The sequence below is a fragment of the Nonomuraea sp. NPDC049421 genome, assembly GCF_040677005.1.
Lineage (GTDB): Bacteria > Actinomycetota > Actinomycetes > Streptosporangiales > Streptosporangiaceae > Nonomuraea > Nonomuraea salmonea.
In genome coordinates this window covers 113,397-129,461 of record NZ_JBFAQA010000031.1, presented here as the reverse complement: position 1 = coordinate 129,461, position 16,065 = coordinate 113,397, and the positions used below count along the sequence as shown (strand labels likewise).

The following is a 16,065-nucleotide window of genomic DNA, read 5'->3' as shown; positions in this document are numbered from 1 at the left end:
CCGGGATCCTGCTACGGCGCGAGCCGCCGCTCAAGACCGTCGAGCAGCGACACGAGACCGAAGTCGAAACACAGCGCCCGGATGGCGGCGGGATCGTCGTAGACGTCCATGTCGATGCTCTCCAGCATCTCGGGGTGGTCCGCGGCGGCCTTGCGGACGGTGGCGCGCATCTCGTCGGCGTCGTAGTCGCGGTCGCCCATCGTGGCGTTCCAGGCGATCTCGGGGATCGTCATGCCGAACACGTACGCGGTGAGCGTGGAGCCGGCGAAGTCGACGTCGAAGCCCTTGAACCCGGCGGCCTTGAGCATCCGGCGCATCCGGTCGGCGACCCGCATCGCGTTGGGCCCGAGCGCGGGCAGGCGGCCGATCAGGTCGCCCGACCAGGGGTGGCGCAGGACCACCTCGCGCATGCTGTAGGCCAGCACGGACGTGGCGTCGCGCCAGCCCACCTCGTCGGGGTCGGGCACGGTCATCTCCGCCCACACCTCGTCGTAGGCGAGTTCGAGCAGCTCGTCCTTGTGAGCGACGTACCAGTAGAGGCTGGTGGCGCCGGCGCCCAGCTTGGCGCCGAGCTTGCGCATGCTGAGGCCGCTCAGCCCCTCCTGGTCGAGCAGTTCGACGGCGGCGGCGACGATCTCCTCCCTGCTGCGGCCGGGGGCGGCGCTCTTGCGGGGCTCGCGGACCCAGACGGAGGAGAACGGCTTGCTGCTCATGCCCCCAGGATAAAACCACTCGCACACTGTGCGAGAGTGTCGTACGGTGTGCGAGTGAACTCGAACACCGTACGAGACCCGCGCCGATGGTGGATCCTGGCCGCCCTCTGCCTGGCATTGCTGGTGCTGGTCATCGACAACACCGTCCTCAACCTGGCCATCCCGTCGCTCAACCAGGAGCTGGGCGCGACGCCGTCGGACATCCAATGGATCCTCGACGCGTACGTGCTGGCCTTCGCCGGCCTGCTGCTGACCGCGGGCAGCCTGTCCGACAAGTACGGCCGCCGCCGCTTCCTCATCGTCGGGCTGGCGTTCTTCGGCGGCGCGTCCCTGCTGGCCCTGGTCGTCACCGAGCCCTGGCAGCTGATCGCCGCCCGCTTCCTCATGGGCGTCGGCGGCTCGCTGGTGATGCCGTCCACGCTGTCGATCCTGATGACCGTCTTCGACGCCGACGAGCGGCGCAAGGCGATGGCGGGCTGGAGCGCGGTGGCCCTGGTCGGCATGGTGTCGGGGCCCACGCTCGGCGGCTTCCTGCTGGAGCACTACTGGTGGGGCTCGGTCTTCCTGCTGAACGTGCCGGTGGCGGCGATCGCCATCGTGGCCGCCGTCGTCCTGATGCCCGAGAGCCGCAGCCCGGCGCGCAGGATCGACCCGGTCGGCGTGGTGCTGTCGATCGTCGGCCTGACCGCGGGCGTCTACGTGATCATCGAGCGGGAGTGGAACCTTCCGATCATCGCGCTCGCGGTGCTCGCGCTGGCCGCGTTCGTCATCTGGGAGCGCAGGCAGGAGCAGCCGATGCTGCCGCTGCACCTGTTCGCCAACCGCAACTTCAGCGGGGCCTCGTTCTCGATTCTGCTCATGTCGTTCGGCGCCGGCGCCGTGATGCTCATGCTGACCCAGTACCTGCAGTTCGTGCTGGGCTACGGGGAGATGCAGGCGGGGCTCGCCATGCTGCCGTACGCCGTGGCCGCCGCGATCTTCAACGGCGTGGGCGCCGGGCTCGGGCGGCGACTGAGCAACCGGGTGCTGGTCGGCGCCGGGCTGCTGCTCATGGCGGGCGGCTTCGTGGTGATGGCGCTGACCACCGGCTATCTGCCGCTGCTGACCGGCCTGGTGATCATGGGCATGGGCGGCGGGCTGGCGGGGCCGTCGGCGTACGCCTCGCTGATGGGCGCCATCCCCATCGATCACGCCGGGGTCGGCTCCGCGCTCAACGACACCGTGCAGCAGGTGGGCATGGCGCTCAGCATCGCGGTGCTCGGCAGCGTGCTGGCCGGGCGCTACACCTCGGAGATGCCGGCCGATCTGCCGGCCGCCGCCAGGGAGTCGATCGGCGGCGCGCACGGGCTCGGGCTCGCCGACGTCGCCAACGAGGCGTTCACCTCGGCCATGCACCTCGGCTCGTGGGTGGGCGGCGCCTTCTGCGTGGCCGCCGCGCTGCTGGCCGTCAGCGTGCTGCGCCCGCCGGCGCCCGCCGCCGCTCCCGCGCCCGCACCGGAGGGCAGCCCCGTGTGACGGGTTTCCACTGTGTAAGGCATTTTCCCGCCGCGTCGACACGTTGCACGTAGGAGGGCACCCGACCGGAAAGGGATACTCGATAACATGTCGGACCTACTCGCGCGCCACCGGGCAGTGCTGCCCAACTGGCTGGCACTCAACTACAACGAGCCCATCGAGATCGTCAGCGGCAAGGGCAACCGCGTCATCGACGCGGACGGCAAGAGCTACCTCGACTTCTTCGCCGGGATCCTGACCAACATGATCGGGTATGACGTGCCGGAGGTGCGCGAGGCCGTCGAGCGCCAGCTCGCCACCGGCGTCGTCCACACCAGCACGGTCTACCTGCTGCGGGGGCAGATCGAGCTGGCCGAGAAGATCGCGCGGGTGTCCGGCATCCCCGACGCCAAGGTGTTCTTCACCAACTCGGGCACCGAGGCCAACGAGACCGCGCTGCTGCTGGCGACGTACGCGCGGAAGAGCGACCAGGTGCTGGCCATGCGGCAGAGCTACCACGGCCGCAGCTTCGGCGCGATCAGCGTCACCGCCAACCGGTCGTGGAAGAACAACTCGCTCTCCCCGCTCAACGTGCACTTCCTGCACGGCGCCGACCGGCACCTGACCCAGTTCAAGGGCCTGTCGGACGCCGACTACATCAAGGCGTGCGTGGACGACCTGCGCCACGTCCTGGCCACCTCCGTCTCCAACGACGTGGCAGCGCTCATCGCCGAGCCGATCCAGGGCGTGGGCGGGTTCACGATGGCCCCCGACGGGCTGTTCGCCGCCTACAAGGAGGTGCTGGACGAGCAGGGCATCCTGTTCATCTCCGACGAGGTGCAGACCGGCTGGGGCCGCACCGGCGGCTCGTTCTTCGGCATCGGCGACCACGGCGTGACGCCCGACATGATGACCTTCGCCAAGGGGCTCGGCAACGGGTTCGCGGTGGGCGGCGTCGTCGCGCGCGGCGACCTCATGGACGCGCCGCACGCGGTGGGCCTGTCCACCTTCGGCGGCAACCCCATCGCCATGGCCGCCGCCAACGCCACCCTCGACTACGTGCTCGACCACGACCTCCAGGCCAACGCGGCCCGTACCGGGGAGATCATCATCAGCGGGCTCAAGGCCGCGGCGCAGCGCCTGTCCGTGGTGAAGGACGTGCGCGGCAAGGGCCTGATGTTCGCCGTCGAGCTGGAGAGCCCCGCCCAGGCGGGCCGCTTCATGGAGCTGACCAAGCGGGCGGGCCTGCTGGCCGGCAAGGGCGGCCTGTACGGCACCGCCATCCGCATGGCGCCGCCGCTCACCCTCAGCGTGGACGAGGCCACCGAGGGGCTCGGCATCATCGTGACCGCCCTGGAGACCATCGACGCGGAGGCAGCGGCCCAGTGAAGTCCGTCAAGCACTGGATCGGCGGCGCACTCGCCGACGGTGACTCCGCGCGTACCGCGGAGATCTTCAACCCGGCCACCGGCGAGGTGAGCGGCCACGTCGCGCTCGCCTCGGCCGCCGACGTGGACGCCGCCGTCGCGGCGGCCGTCGCGGCCTACCCCGCCTGGCGGGACGCCTCGCTCACCAAGCGTACGCAGGTGCTGTTCCGCTTCCGCGAGCTGATGTACGCCCACCGCGACGAGCTGGCCGCCCTCATCTCGGCCGAGCACGGCAAGGTGCACTCCGACGCGCTCGGCGAGGTGGCCCGCGGCCTGGAGGTCGTCGAGTTCGCCTGCGGGATCCCGCACCTGCTCAAGGGCGGCTTCTCCGAGGGCGTCTCGACCCGGGTCGACTCCTACTCGATCCGCCAGCCGCTGGGCGTGGTGGCCGGCATCACGCCGTTCAACTTCCCGGCCATGGTGCCGATGTGGATGTACCCGGTCGCGATCGCCTGCGGCAACGCGTTCGTGCTGAAGCCGTCGGAGCGCGACCCGTCGGCCTCGCTGCTCATGGCGCGGCTGTGGCAGGAGGCGGGGCTGCCGGACGGCGTGTTCAGCGTCGTGCAGGGCGACAAGGTGAGCGTGGACCGGCTGCTCGAGCACCCCGACGTGCGCGCGGTGTCGTTCGTCGGCTCCACCCCGATCGCCAAGTACGTCTACGAGACCGGCACCGCCCACGGCAAGCGCGTCCAGGCGCTCGGCGGCGCCAAGAACCACATGCTGGTGCTGCCCGACGCCGACCTCGACCTGGTGGCCGACTCGGCGGTCTCGGCCGGGTTCGGCTCGGCGGGGGAGCGGTGCATGGCGATCTCCGTCGTGCTGGCCGTGGACCCGATCGGCGACGAGCTGGTGGGCAAGATCGTCGAGCGGGTCGGCAGGCTCGTGGTCGGCCCGGGCGACGACACCAAGTCCGAGATGGGGCCGCTCGTCACCGGGCCGCACCGCGACAAGGTCGCCTCCTACCTCGACCTCGGCGTCGAGGAGGGTGCCAAGCTGGTCGTGGACGGCCGCGAGACGCCCGTGCTGGGCGGCGGCAAGGCGGCCGGGACGCCCGGCTTCTGGCTCGGGCCGACCGTGCTCGACCACGTGCCGGTCGGGTCGCGCACGCACACCGACGAGATCTTCGGCCCGGTGCTGTCGATCGTGCGCGTCTCCTCGTACGAGGAGGGCCTGGAGGTCATCAACAACGGCCTGTACGGCAACGGCACCGCCATCTTCACCAACGACGGCGGCGCGGCCAGGCGCTTCCAGAACGAGGTCGAGGTCGGCATGATCGGGATCAACGTGCCGATCCCGGTGCCCATGGCGTTCTACAGCTTCGGCGGCTGGAAGTCGTCGTTGTTCGGCGACACCCACGTGCACGGCACCGAGGGCGTGCACTTCTACACCCGCGGCAAGGTCGTCACCTCCCGCTGGCTCGACCCCTCGCACGGCGGCGTGAACCTGGGCTTCCCCACGAACGGGTAAGCGGCGCTCACGGGCGGGAGGAACGACCGTTCCTCCCGCTCCCGTCCCCGGTAAGCTCCAGCACGACGGACAAGGGGGGACATCGTGAACGGTCGTCGTACTTATGCCCTGGCGCTCGCCGCGACGGCGCTGGTAGCGGGCATGGGGGCGGCGGCTGTTCCCGGGCCTAACGGCGTGCGGCCCAAGCCGACGCCCACGGCCAAGCCCAGCGCGACCCCCACGCCCACGCCGAGCGCCACCCAGCTCGACGGCACGCTGCAGATCCTCACCTACCGCGGCTACGCCGAGTACGGCGGCGTCAGCTCCCGCGTCAACTGGGTCGGCTCGTTCGAGAAGGAGACCGGCTGCCGCATCGCCAGGCTCGACATCGCGCAGACCGCGGAGGAGCTGGCCGCGCGGGTGGACGACCGGCCCTACGACGTCGTCACGGCCGGTCCCGTGCTGGCGGCCGACCTGATCCAGCGCAAGTGGGCGCAGCCGGTCGACCCGGCCAAGGTGAGCGGCTACACCGACCTCGACAAGCGGTTCCGCGACATGACCACCGTGTCGGGCAAGCCGTACGGGGTGCCGTACCTGTGGGCGTACGACGAGTTCGTCCGCGACCGGAACACGGGCGGCGACCTCGATCAGGTGTTCTCCTCGACGCGGGCGGCGCTCAGGGACAGCCCGCTGACGATCGCCGCCGCGGCGCTGGCCGAGGGGGCGAAGGAGCCGTACGAGCTGAGCGAGGCCGACCTCGACAAGGCGATGGCGCTGCTCGACCGCAACAAGGACCGCACCTACTGGCGCAACCCCGTCGACCTCGTCAAGGGCTTCGCGACGGGCGCGCTCGACTATGCCCAGCTCACCCCCTACTACCGGCTGCTCCTGCAGAAGGCGGGGGTGCCCCTTGAGACCGTGAAGACGCGGGCCACGCTCGGCTGGCTCGACTCCTGGATGCTCAGCGCGAACGTCCCCGACGCCACCTGCGCCTACCGCTGGCTCAACTGGGTGACCGCGACGGACGCGCAGCGCGACGCCGCCGCCTGGACGGGCATGGCGCCCGCCAACGGCAAGGCGTGCAAGGGGCGGGCCAGGGCGATGTGCCGGACGTACGGGATGGGCGACGACAAGCGGCTCGGCAAGGTGCACTTCGCGGTGCGGCCGCCCGGCGATTGCCGCGCGGACGACGGGGAATGCACTGACTACGCCACCTGGGCCAAGCGGTGGCAGGAGCTCATGAAGTAACTGGTGGCCGCCCCCACCCGAATGTGCCGCGGGCTCGCCCTTCTCCCCCCTGGGCGGGCTCGCTCTGAGGCGCCCCGGGCCTTCCCCTCTGTCCCGGGGCGTCTCGCCGCGCTCGTCGTGCGTCAGCGGGACGGGAAGGCCACCACGGTGGCCATGGGCGCCGGCACGAGGGCCTCGGCGCAGTCGGCGCACGCGAGGACCGGTCCGTCGTCGGGCAGGCGGCCCACGCGCACGCGCGGGCGCGGCCATCGCTTGTGGCAGACGACGCAGGCGTCGCCGTCGCGCTGGGCCCAGGTCAGGCCCTCAGGGTCGAACGTCAACATGTCCTGCGCCGTTCTGGTCGCACCCCAGCTCATCACGCTCCCACCGCCCATGGGACTCTCCGCATGTCGCAACCGTTATAACCCTGACCGTGGCCGTGAGCGTCCTGCTGAGCGTCAAGTCAGGGTGAATTCTCTACCCGAGCGACGCCTTTTACACCACAAAAACGGGCAACCAGCCGCAAGCTGGGTGCCCGTTTCGTAGGGTTTCGTCTAGAGGTCGGCGATGGCCTTCTCCAGGATGCCGAGGCCCTCCTCCAGCAGGTGCTCGGGGATGACCAGCGGTGGCAGGAAGCGCAGCACGTTGCCGTACGTGCCGGCCGTCAGCACCAGCAGGCCCTCCGCGTGGCAGCGCTTGACGACCTCCGCGACGGCCGCCGGGTTCGGCTCCTTGGTGCCCGGCTCGACCAGCTCGATCGCGATCATCGCGCCCCGGCCCCTGACGTCCCCGATCACGCCGAAGCGCTCCTTGAGCGCCTCCAGGCGGGGCAGCATGATCTCGCCGATCCGCCTGGCCCTGGCCACCAGGTCGTCGGACTCGATCGTCTCCAGCACGCCCAGCGCGGCCTCGCAGGCGAGCGGGTTGCCGCCGTACGTGCCGCCGAGCCCGCCCGCGTGCACCTTGTCCATGATCTCCGCGCGCCCGGTCACCGCCGCCAGCGGCAGGCCGCCCGCGATGCCCTTGGCCGTGGTGATGATGTCCGGCACGACGCCCTCGTCCTCGCAGGCGAACAGCGTCCCCGTACGCGCGAAGCCGGTCTGCACCTCGTCGGCCACGAACACGATGCCGTTCTCGCGGCAGAACTCCGCGATGCGCGGCAGGAAACCCCTGGCCGGCACGATGAAGCCGCCCTCGCCGGCGATCGGCTCGATCACCACGGCGGCCACGTTCTGCGCGCCGATCTGCTTGGTGATGAGGTCGATGGCCTGCTCGGCCGCCTCATCCGCGCAGTTGTCAGGGCCCGTCGGCCAGCGGAACGGGTAGGCCAGCGGCACCCGGTAGACCTCCGGCGCGAACGGCCCGAACCCCTGCTTGTACGGCATGTTCTTGGCCGTCAGCGTCATCGTCAGCAGCGTGCGGCCGTGGTAGCCGTGGTCGAACACGACGACCCCCGGGCGGCCCGTCGCGTGCCGGGCGATCTTGACCGCGTTCTCCACGGCCTCGGCGCCCGAGTTGACCAGGAACGTACGCTTCTCGTGCTCGCCCGGCGTCAGCTCGTTGAGCTTCTCGCACACCTGCACGTACGACTCGTACGGGGTGACCATGAAGCAGGTGTGGGTGAACTCGGCGACCTGCTTCCGCACCCGCTCGACGACCTTGGGCGCGGCGTTGCCCACGTTCGTCACGGCGATGCCGGAGCCGAAGTCGATCAGCGAGTTCCCGTCGGCGTCCTGCACCACCCCGCCGCCCGCGCGGGTGACGAAGACCGGCAGGGTCGTGCCGATGCCGGGTGGGACGGCGGCCTGCTTGCGGGCCAGCAACTCCTGCGACTTCGGGCCTGGGATGGCGGTCACGACGCGCCGCTCCTGGGGAATGCTCATGCTTCGACGTTATGGCGGGCTTTCACCTGCGCCGATACGTCGATATGTAACACTGGGAGTGGTCGTCTTAGCCGAAATGGACAAATTCCGCATGCCGCCTACGCTGCAGACCGTCATGCGCCGCATGCACCTGAGGCCGCTGGCCGGCACCTCGGGGCCCGGCGTGCTGGACGCGGCCGTCCGCTGGGTCGCCGTCAGCGAGCTGGCCGACCCGACACCCTACCTGGAGGGCGGCGAGCTCCTGCTCACCACCGGCCTGCGCATGGACGGCGACCTGACCTGCTACGTCGCCCGCCTCGTCAGGCGCGGGGTGGCCGGGCTCGGATTCGGCGTCGGGGTCTCGCACGCGGAGACGCCGCCCGCCCTCGTCGAGGCCGCCGAGGCAGCGGGGCTGCCGCTGCTCGAGGTGCCGCGCGAGACGCCGTTCATCGCCATCGGCAAGGTCGTGAGCGAGCTGCTCGCGGCCGAGCAGTACGAGGAGATCAGCCGCGCCTTCGCCGCCCAGGGCCGGCTGACGCGGGCGGCGCTGCGGCCCGAGGGCCTGCACGCCGTCATCGACCGGCTCGCCAAGGAGGTCGGCGGATGGGCGGCGCTGCTGGACGAGTCGGGCGAGGTCCGCCACGCCACGCAGGGGGCCAGGACGGACGCGGTCGCCGCCGAGCTCTCCCGCCGTCGCGGCCGCCCCCTGGACACCCTCCGGTCCTCCGGCGCGGGCCCCTCCGACGCGGCCGAAGGGCGCGGAGCGGGCGACGGGGGGCTGTCGCCCGGTGCTCGGCCGGGGCGGGCCGAGGCGCGGATGCCGGCGAGTCTGGCGCTCTCCGCGCCCGGTGAGCACATCGTGGTGCAGCCGCTGGGTGGTGGCGGGCGGCCGCGGGGGTTCTTCGCCGTCGGGGCCGGGCACGCGTTCACGCCCGTCACGCAGACCGTGATCAACGCCGCAGGCTCGCTGCTCACCCTGTCCATGGAGCAGGGCAGAGCGCAGCGCGCGGCCGAGCGCAGCCTGCGGGCCGCCGTGCTGGAGCTGCTGCTGGCGGGGGAGGAGGAGCGGGCCAGGGCGGTGCTGGGCCGGCTGGGCGGCCGGCTGCCCGCCGCACCCGTGGTGGTGCTCGCGGCGGGCCCCGACGCGCTGGACGCGCTGGAGGCGGTGACGTTCACCGCGCTGACCGGCGTTCCGGACGTCGTCGCGCTCGTCCCCGAGCCGGAGGCGGATGAGGTGGCGCTGAGCGCGGGCACGCCGGTCGGGGCGAGCCTGCCCACCGGCTACGGCACCCTGCGCGACGCGCTCGACCAGGCCAGACGGGCCCTGGAGGCGGCCCTGGACACGCGCAGGGGCCCGGTCGTCGGGTTCGGCGAGCTCGCGGGGCAGGGGCTGCTCGCGCTGCTCGACCCGGCCGCCGCCCACGCGTTCTCGACGGCGGTGCTGGCCCCGCTCACCGCGTACGGCTCCCGCGCCGACCTCATGGAGTCGCTGCGGGCGTACCTGGAGAGCAACGGCCACTGGGACGCCGCGGCGCAGCGGCTCGGCGTGCACCGCCACACGCTGCGCTACCGCATGAGACGCGTCGCGGAGCTGCTGGGCCGCGACCTGGAGGACCCCGGCGTGCGCGCGGAGCTGTGGCTCGCCCTGGAGGCGGCCGGCCGCCCGCCGCTGCGCAGCCGCGCTACTCCGGCTTCTCGACCTGGTAACAGCAGATGATCGCGGTCGTCACGGCCTCGTACGTGCGCCCGTCGCGCAGGTGCCCGGCCCGCTCCAGGCTGATCGCGCCCTGAGCGGCCGCCCAGAGCGCGTCGGCGATCTTGCGGGGCTGCGTCGGGATGAGGTAGCCGGCCGAGATGCAGTCGGCGATGACGCGGTCGAGGATGTTCAGGGCGGCGCGGGCGAGGGTGCGGGCGCGTTCGCTGGGCTCGAAGCCGGGGATCGCGCGCTCGAACATGAGGCTGTAGTAGCCGGGCTCCGACAGGCACGCCTGCCGGTAGGCGGGGCCGAGCGCGGTCAGGTGCTCGTACGGGTTGCGCCGCTGCGGCACGGCCTCCAGATAGCGGCGGAAGCGCTCGAACCCCTCCAGATAGAGCGCCTCCGCCAGCCCTTCCCTGTTGCCGAACATCGTGTAGATGACGGTCGTCGTGCAGCCGGCTTCCGCGGCGATCCTGCGCATGGTGAGGCTGTCGGGCCCGTCGCTCTGGAGCAGGTTGACGGCCACGTCGAGGAGACGCGAGCGGAGTTCGTCGTGGGTGGCGCGCTCGCCCAGGAGGTAGGCGCCCTGCAGTCCCAGAGGCGTCGAGGTCATGAGACCTCCCTTGTGGCCAAGGAGCTATGCGTCCTTGTGACCTCACGTCGTTCGGTCACGGGGCCCACGCCTTTCTGATCGGGGGCCCACCGCGCTGGAGACCCGCACCCGATGACTTAGCCATGGCGGAGATCCCTCAAACCACTCCGCATGGTAAACATCCCGAATTGGGTCTACTTCTGTTACATCATGGGTATACAACAGGGCTTGTACTTAACGGTGAGCCCTCGTGTGAGTCTTGTGCATCGTGGTGTAAATCCCCCGCGCACGCGTGGCATAACGTCGGGGTATGGACGTGCGTACCTTCTGGCTGGCCGGCCGCGCCGCGACCGGGGAGACCGAGCTCACTGTCACCAACCCCCACGACGGCCGCGCGGTCGCGCGGCACTGGGTGCCCACCGACGACCAGGTGGAGGAGGCCGTCGAGGCCGCCGCCGCGGTCGCCGGCCAGGCCGCCGCGCTGCCCGTGCACGTACGCGCCGAGGCGCTCGCCCACGTCTCGCGCCGCCTCGCCGAGCGGGCCGACGAGATCGCCCACCTCATCACCGCCGAGAACGGCAAGCCCATCATGTGGGCGCGCGGCGAGGTGAGCAGGGCCGTCGCCACCTTCCGCTTCGCCGCCGAGGAGACCCGCCGCTGGTCCGGCGGCGTGCAGCGGCTCGACAGCGAGCCCGCCGCGGCCGGGCGCCTCGCCTACGTCTCGCGCGTGCCCAAGGGCCCCGTGCTGGCGATCACCCCGTTCAACTTCCCGCTGAACCTGGTCGCCCACAAGGTCGCCCCCGCCATCGCCGTCGGCGCGCCCGTCATCGTCAAGCCCGCGCCCGCCACCCCGCTGTCCTCGCTGCTGCTCGGTGAGATCCTGGCCGAGACCGACCTGCCCGCCGGCATGTTCTCGGTGCTGCCCATCGAGAACGAGCGCGCCTCCGCCCTCGTGACCGACTCCCGGCTGCCCGTCGTGTCGTTCACCGGCTCGGCGCCCGTCGGCTACGCCATCGCCGACCAGGTGCCGCGCAAGCACGTGACGCTGGAGCTGGGCGGCAACGCCGCCGCCGTCGTGCTCGCCGACGCCGACCTCGACTGGGCCGCCCAGCGCATCGCCCTCTACTCCAACTACCAGGCCGGGCAGAGCTGCATCGCCGTCCAGCGGGTGATCGTCGAGCAGTCCGTCTACGACGCGTTCGCCGAGCGGCTGCTGCCCGCCGTCAACGCGCTCGTCACCGGCGACCCCGCCGACGAGAAGACCCAGGTCGGGCCGCTCGTCTCCGAGGCCGCCGCCGAGCGGGTCGAGCAGTGGGTGCGCGAGGCGGTCGACGCCGGCGCCACCCTGCTCGCGGGCGGCGGGCGCGACGGCGCCACCGTCGAGCCGACCGTGCTGGGCAGCGTGCCCCACGACGCCAAGGTCGCCTGCGAGGAGGTCTTCGGGCCCGTCATGATCCTGCAGCCGGCCGCGTCCATCGACGAGGCTTACGCGATGGTCAACGACTCCAAGTACGGGCTGCAGGCCGGTGTGTTCACCCGGTCGCTCGACGCCGCCTTCCGCGCCAACCGGGAGCTGGAGGTGGGCGGTGTGATCATCGGGGACGTGCCGTCGTACCGGGCCGACCAGATGCCGTACGGCGGGGTCAAGGACTCCGGCATCGGGCGCGAGGGGCTGCACTCGGCCATGGAGGACCTGACGTACGAGAAGGTCATGGTCCTGACCGGGCTGTCGCTGTAGGGCCCGCGGCGGGGTGACGCGGCGCGCCCGTCACCCCGCCCGTCCTGATCCCCTCTTCCTAGGCGCGTTCGGCCGTGCGGAAGAGGGATTTGATCGTGTCGCCGAAGTACGGGCCGTACATGGTGCGGTGGTCGTCGCTGTACTTGAAGCTGCTCAGCGACGTTATCGTGCCCCTGCCCGTCGCGATGTCGAACGACGTCATCCACGGGCCGCCGCTGGCGCCCGCCGTCATGTCGCAGCCGAGGCCCTGGTCGCGGGTCTGGCCGTGCGGGTCGTTCTTGAGCCGGCCCGCGCAGTAGACCAGGTGCGAGCCGTCGTACGGCGGGTCCGCCGGGTAGCCGAAGCCGAACGCCTGGCCGCCGCGGCCGGTGTTGAAGGCGATGTTCTGGGCTCCGACGACGTCCGTCACGTGGCGGCCCCTTGAGGTGGCCAGGGCGACCATGCCGACGTCGTAGTCGTCGTCGCCGCTGCGCGACCAAGGGCCGGCGACGAACATGCGGCGGGCGGTGTACTGGCCGTACGGGTGCTCGTCGGCCGTGTCGTACCCCGGGACGAACGTCCAGTTCGCCGCCCACTCGCCGGAGCCGTCCTTCACGCAGTGGCCGGCGGTGACCACGACGTCCCTGTTGGCGCTCTTGACCGTGCTCGCCGAGCAGACGAAGTCGGCGCCCGCCACGGTCAGGAACACCCGGCCCGTCGTCCTCGCCACCTGGCCGCCGGTGATCCAGCGGGACCCGACCGTGCTGGTGGCCGGCTTCGCGGGCCTGGCCGGCGCGAGGGGGCGGGCGGCCGCCATGAGCTCACGCGGCGACGGCAACGCCGACTCCCCGTTCGCGGGGCCGCTGTTCGCGGGGGCCGCGCTGCTCGTGAGGCCCTTCGTGATGCCGCTCAGGCCGCCGGTGAGGCCGCGTTCGACGAGGCCGAGCACGTCGATCGGCAGGGCCTTCGCCATGCGTTCCGGCGTCCAGTACGCGAGCACGCGCCGCTGGTCGGCGGCCGTCCTGGCGGCCACGTGCTCGACGATGTCACCGCGGATGTCACCGCGGATGTCACCGCGGATGTCACCGCGGATGTCACCGCGGATGTCACCGCGGATGTCACCGCGGATGTCACCGCGGATATCACCGTGCTCCGCGAAACTCGCGGAGACGACGGCCTGGTTCCCGGCCTGGGTCCCGGTCTGGGTCCCGGTCTGGGTCCCGGTCTGGGTCCCGGCCTGGGTGTCGGCCTGCTGGCGGACGGGTGCCGCGCCGGCGAGCGCGGGGCCGATCAGCCCCGCCATGAGCGAGGCGGCCGCAAGCAGGGGGGTGCTCAAGGTCATGGCCCCCGAGTGTGCCCCACGAGATGTGTTCTTGTGACTACTTTCGGTGAATTCCTCAGGCTGCGTTGGTGGTTTGCGCCGCTTGGTAGACGGCCTGGGCCTCGGTCCCGAAATAGGGGCCGAACATCCAGTTGGGGGCGAAGTTGTATTTGAAACTGTTGACGGAATTCTGGGTGCCCAGCCCGGTCGACTCGGTGAAATTCAGCATCCAGGGACCGCCGCTCGAACCGCCGGTCATGTCGCAGGTCAGGCCGAGGCCGCGGCTGGCCAGGAAGTCGTCGAACGTCCGGCCGCCGCAGTAGACGAGCTTCGAGCCGTCGTACGGGGCCGCCGCCGGGTAGCCGAAGGCGTACATCTGCTGCCTGCGCGGCTGGTTGAAGGCCACGCCCTGGCCGCCGACGGTGTCGACGAGCGTCTTGCCGTTCACCGGCGCGACCACGGCGGCGGCCACGTCGAAGTTGATGTCCTCGCCCGAGTTCCACTGCGGGGTGGTGAGCAGCCGGGTGGCGGGCCAGGTGCCGAAGGGGCGCTGACCTTTGTCGTAGCCGGGGACGAAGACCCAGTTCGTGTGGAAGGCGCCGGACATCTTCACGCAGTGGCCGGCGGTCAGCACCACGCTCTTGTTGGCGCTGGTGACGGCGGTGCCCGAGCAGGAGGCGTTGCGTCCCTGGGTGGTGAAGAAGATCCGCCCGGTCGTACGCGCGACCGCGCCGCCCTTGGTCCACGCCGCGCCCGAGCTGCGCGCCGCCTGCGTGGTGGCGCCCGACCCGCCGCGGGTGGGTGGAGCGGTCCACGCCGTGCCCTGGCGGGGTTCCGCCGCATTGGGCGCCACCTTGGGGTCGGGGACGTCCAGCGGCTGGGCGGCCTCCATGCGCCGCTCGGTCCAGTACGTCATGGCCTGCCGCCGCTCGGACGCCGTGCCGGCGGCGGCGTGCTGCGCCGGCTTCGGGCGGCGCGCAATCCGGGACCCGGCTTGGGACCCGGTCGGGGGCGCAGCCGAGGACCCGGCTGAGGACCCGGCTGAGGACCCGGCTGAGGACCCGGTTGAGGGCCCGGTTGAGGGCGCAGCCTGGGCCGCCACGGCGGGGAGTGCGGTGGCGAGCAAGGTGCCGGTGAGCGTGGCGGCGGAAAGCAGGGCGATTTTGCGGTGCATTACGTACCTCCCTAAAGCGGACTCGGGGTTGGAACGTAGCCGCCGCAATATCCGGATTTCTCAAGATTCGCGCATTCCGATATGACGATATTCCGACATAAATGAACTGGGTTATCTCGTGTCACATAAGGCGGCGAATTTTGGCCCGGCCGTCCCGTCGTGCCTGAGCGCCCGGCACAGCGGGGAGAATGGGTCTGTGCATGCAGAGACCCTCCGCTCCGTCGTCATCCTCGGCTCCACCGGTTCAGTCGGCACGCAGGCCCTCGACGTCATCGCCGCCAACCCCGGCGGTTTCCGCGTCGCGGCGCTGGCGGCAGGAGGCGGCAGGGTCGACCTGCTGGCCAGGCAGGCGGCGGAGTTCGGCGTCGAGGCGGTGGCGGTGGCCGATCCGGCGGCCGTGCCCGCGCTGCGCGAGGCGCTGGAGGCCCACGGCGTCAAGCCGGTCGTGCTCGGCGGCCCCGACGGGGTGGCCGAGGTGGCGGGCTGGGAGTGCGACATGGTGCTCAACGGCATCACCGGCGCGCTCGGCCTGGCCTCCACCTTGGTCGCCCTCAAGGCGGGCCGCCTGCTCGCGCTGGCCAACAAAGAGTCCCTGATCATCGGCGGGCCGCTGGTCAAGCGGCTGGCCGCGCCGGGCCAGATCCTGCCCGTCGACTCCGAGCACTCCGCCCTGCAGCAGTGCCTGTGGGCCGCGGGTCCCGACGGCCACGACCCCTCCCGCGTCAAGCAACTGGTGGTCACGGCCAGCGGAGGGCCGTTCCGCGGCATGAAGCGCGAGGAGATGGCCGACGTCACGCCGGAGATGGCGCTGGCCCACCCGACCTGGTCGATGGGCCCCTACATCACGATCAACTCCGCCACCCTGGTCAACAAGGGCCTTGAGGTGATCGAGGCCCATCTGCTGTTCGACCTGCCGTTCGACCGCATCGAGGTCGTCGTCCACCCCCAGTCGATCATCCACTCCATGGTCGAATACGTCGACGGCTCCACCATCGCCCAGGCCAGCCCGCCCGACATGCGGCTGCCGATCGCGCTCGCGCTCGCCCACCCCCGCCGCGTCGCGGGCGCCGCGCGGCCCATCGACTGGACCAAGGCCCACACCTGGACGTTCGAGCCGCTCGACGACGTGGCCTTTCCCGCGGTCGCGCTGGCCAGGCACGTCGGCGGCGAGGGCGGCACCGCGCCCGCCGTCTACAACGCCGCCAACGAAGTGTGCCTCGACGCGTTCCTGCGCGGCGATCTGCCGTTCCTCGGCATCGTCGACACCGTGGCCAAGGTCGTCGAAGAACACCAGGTCACCCCGGCCGGCTCCGTCGATGAGGTGCTCGCCGCCGACGCCTGGGCGCGGGCCCGTGCGGCCGAACTCACAGCCGGGCAGTCCCGCTAGCTACCTAGA

Annotated in this window: 13 protein-coding genes; 7 read left to right on the top strand and 6 right to left on the bottom strand. The window is 71.5% G+C overall.

The window, feature by feature from the left end; all coding sequences use genetic code 11:
• Positions 1-11: 11 nt before the first annotated feature.
• Positions 12-713 (bottom strand): TetR/AcrR family transcriptional regulator, encoded by a 702-nt coding sequence (locus tag AB0K18_RS39775; RefSeq protein WP_364925652.1) that lies wholly within the window; start codon positions 711-713, stop codon positions 12-14.
• 54 nt (positions 714-767) lie between these two features.
• Between AB0K18_RS39775 and AB0K18_RS39770 the strand changes: the two genes are divergently transcribed.
• The 4 genes from AB0K18_RS39770 to AB0K18_RS39755 all read left to right on the top strand — a co-directional run bounded on the left by AB0K18_RS39770 (position 768) and on the right by AB0K18_RS39755 (position 6,328).
• Complete coding sequence (locus tag AB0K18_RS39770; RefSeq protein WP_364925650.1) at positions 768-2,228, top strand: MFS transporter; 1,461 nt, start codon at positions 768-770, stop codon at positions 2,226-2,228.
• 87 nt (positions 2,229-2,315) lie between these two features.
• Positions 2,316-3,596: an aspartate aminotransferase family protein gene (locus AB0K18_RS39765; protein WP_364925648.1), complete on the top strand. Its 1,281-nt coding sequence runs from the start codon at positions 2,316-2,318 to the stop codon at positions 3,594-3,596.
• Positions 3,593-5,101 (top strand): CoA-acylating methylmalonate-semialdehyde dehydrogenase, encoded by a 1,509-nt coding sequence (locus tag AB0K18_RS39760; protein ID WP_364925646.1) that lies wholly within the window; start codon positions 3,593-3,595, stop codon positions 5,099-5,101. The genes AB0K18_RS39765 and AB0K18_RS39760 overlap by 4 nt, the downstream gene beginning before the upstream one ends.
• 84 nt (positions 5,102-5,185) lie before the next feature.
• Positions 5,186-6,328, top strand: coding sequence for an extracellular solute-binding protein (locus tag AB0K18_RS39755; protein ID WP_364925644.1), 1,143 nt, complete (start codon positions 5,186-5,188; stop codon positions 6,326-6,328).
• Between the two features lie 122 nt (positions 6,329-6,450).
• Here the strand turns inward: AB0K18_RS39755 and AB0K18_RS39750 are convergent, their stop codons facing one another.
• Positions 6,451-6,702 (bottom strand): hypothetical protein, encoded by a 252-nt coding sequence (locus tag AB0K18_RS39750; protein ID WP_364925642.1) that lies wholly within the window; start codon positions 6,700-6,702, stop codon positions 6,451-6,453.
• Positions 6,703-6,861: 159 nt separating this feature from the next.
• Positions 6,862-8,190, bottom strand: coding sequence for a 4-aminobutyrate--2-oxoglutarate transaminase (gene gabT, locus AB0K18_RS39745; protein ID WP_364925639.1), 1,329 nt, complete (start codon positions 8,188-8,190; stop codon positions 6,862-6,864).
• 91 nt (positions 8,191-8,281) lie between these two features.
• On the opposite strand from gabT, the gene AB0K18_RS39740 reads away from it, so the two are divergent.
• The gene (locus AB0K18_RS39740; protein ID WP_364925636.1) at positions 8,282-9,886 is read left to right on the top strand and encodes a PucR family transcriptional regulator; all 1,605 of its coding nucleotides are present in this window, start codon (positions 8,282-8,284) and stop codon (positions 9,884-9,886) included.
• On the opposite strand, the gene AB0K18_RS39735 is transcribed toward AB0K18_RS39740, so the two are convergent.
• Positions 9,852-10,478 (bottom strand): TetR/AcrR family transcriptional regulator, encoded by a 627-nt coding sequence (locus tag AB0K18_RS39735; protein WP_364925633.1) that lies wholly within the window; start codon positions 10,476-10,478, stop codon positions 9,852-9,854. The two genes, AB0K18_RS39740 and AB0K18_RS39735, sit on opposite strands and share 35 nt — an antisense overlap.
• Before the next feature lie 289 nt (positions 10,479-10,767).
• Here AB0K18_RS39735 and AB0K18_RS39730 point away from each other — a divergent pair, with 289 nt between their 5' ends.
• Positions 10,768-12,195 (top strand): aldehyde dehydrogenase family protein, encoded by a 1,428-nt coding sequence (locus AB0K18_RS39730; protein ID WP_364925630.1) that lies wholly within the window; start codon positions 10,768-10,770, stop codon positions 12,193-12,195.
• 58 nt (positions 12,196-12,253) lie between these two features.
• Here the strand turns inward: AB0K18_RS39730 and AB0K18_RS39725 are convergent, their stop codons facing one another.
• The gene (locus AB0K18_RS39725; protein WP_364925627.1) at positions 12,254-13,516 is read right to left on the bottom strand and encodes a trypsin-like serine protease; all 1,263 of its coding nucleotides are present in this window, start codon (positions 13,514-13,516) and stop codon (positions 12,254-12,256) included.
• A gap of 55 nt (positions 13,517-13,571) precedes the next feature.
• The gene (locus AB0K18_RS39720) at positions 13,572-14,411 is read right to left on the bottom strand and encodes a peptidase (protein ID WP_364925624.1); all 840 of its coding nucleotides are present in this window, start codon (positions 14,409-14,411) and stop codon (positions 13,572-13,574) included.
• 454 nt (positions 14,412-14,865) lie between these two features.
• Here AB0K18_RS39720 and dxr point away from each other — a divergent pair, with 454 nt between their 5' ends.
• Positions 14,866-16,056 (top strand): 1-deoxy-D-xylulose-5-phosphate reductoisomerase, encoded by a 1,191-nt coding sequence (dxr, locus tag AB0K18_RS39715; protein WP_364925621.1) that lies wholly within the window; start codon positions 14,866-14,868, stop codon positions 16,054-16,056.
• Positions 16,057-16,065: the final 9 nt, after the last annotated feature.

Coding starts and splice junctions, on each gene's coding strand:
- AB0K18_RS39775 (WP_364925652.1), bottom strand. CDS start 713: ATGAGCAGCAAGCCGTTCTCCTCCGTCTGGGTCCGCGAGCCCCGCAAG.
- AB0K18_RS39765 (WP_364925648.1), top strand. CDS start 2,316: ATGTCGGACCTACTCGCGCGCCACCGGGCAGTGCTGCCCAACTGGCTG.
- AB0K18_RS39750 (WP_364925642.1), bottom strand. CDS start 6,702: ATGGGCGGTGGGAGCGTGATGAGCTGGGGTGCGACCAGAACGGCGCAG.
- gabT (WP_364925639.1), bottom strand. CDS start 8,190: ATGAGCATTCCCCAGGAGCGGCGCGTCGTGACCGCCATCCCAGGCCCG.
- AB0K18_RS39740 (WP_364925636.1), top strand. CDS start 8,282: ATGCCGCCTACGCTGCAGACCGTCATGCGCCGCATGCACCTGAGGCCG.
- AB0K18_RS39735 (WP_364925633.1), bottom strand. CDS start 10,478: ATGACCTCGACGCCTCTGGGACTGCAGGGCGCCTACCTCCTGGGCGAG.
- AB0K18_RS39730 (WP_364925630.1), top strand. CDS start 10,768: ATGGACGTGCGTACCTTCTGGCTGGCCGGCCGCGCCGCGACCGGGGAG.
- AB0K18_RS39725 (WP_364925627.1), bottom strand. CDS start 13,516: ATGACCTTGAGCACCCCCCTGCTTGCGGCCGCCTCGCTCATGGCGGGG.
- AB0K18_RS39720 (WP_364925624.1), bottom strand. CDS start 14,411: ATGACGTACTGGACCGAGCGGCGCATGGAGGCCGCCCAGCCGCTGGAC.